Genomic DNA, 615 nt, shown 5'->3' on the forward strand with positions numbered 1-615 from the left:
CGAAGGCATGGTGTTCTCTGACCTCAATGAGGTAGAGCGCGCGTTTGGTACGCAGTCTGTGTCGCTGCACGCCCGAGTCAAAGTGCGTCTAGATGAGATCGATATTGAAGAAGAGACCGGCGAGCGCAGTTTCCACCGCCGTATTTACGACACCACCGTCGGTCGTGCGCTGCTGTTCCGCATTCTGCCGGAAGGCGTGCCGTTTGAGCTGATCGACCAGCCGATGAAGAAGAAGGCGATCTCCAGTCTGATCAACGAAGTGTATCGTCGTGCCGGCCTGAAGCCGACCGTCATCTTCGCTGACCAGCTGATGTATACCGGTTTCCGCTTAGCAACGTGGTCGGGTGCCTCTATCGGTGTTAACGATTTCGTTATTCCCGATGCGAAAACCGAGATCGTCGACGCTGCAGAAGCGGAAGTTAAAGAGATCGAAGACCAGTTCTCTTCTGGCCTAGTAACCGCTGGCGAGAAGTACAACAAGGTTATCGATATCTGGTCCAAGGCCAACGATAAAGTTGCCAAGGCGATGATGGTAGGTATCTCTAAAGAGACCGTCATCGACCGTGAAGGCAACGAAGTTGAGCAAGACTCGTTCAACAGCGTCTTTATCATGGC

Annotated in this window: 1 pseudogene; it reads left to right on the top strand. The window is 53.3% G+C overall.

The window, feature by feature from the left end:
- A pseudogene (locus tag INT22_RS08300) lies at positions 1–615 on the top strand (DNA-directed RNA polymerase subunit beta'); the annotation flags it as partial.

This window comes from Halomonas sp. 3D7M (assembly GCF_014897885.1).
In the GTDB taxonomy this organism is placed as follows: Bacteria; Pseudomonadota; Gammaproteobacteria; order Pseudomonadales; family Halomonadaceae; genus Vreelandella.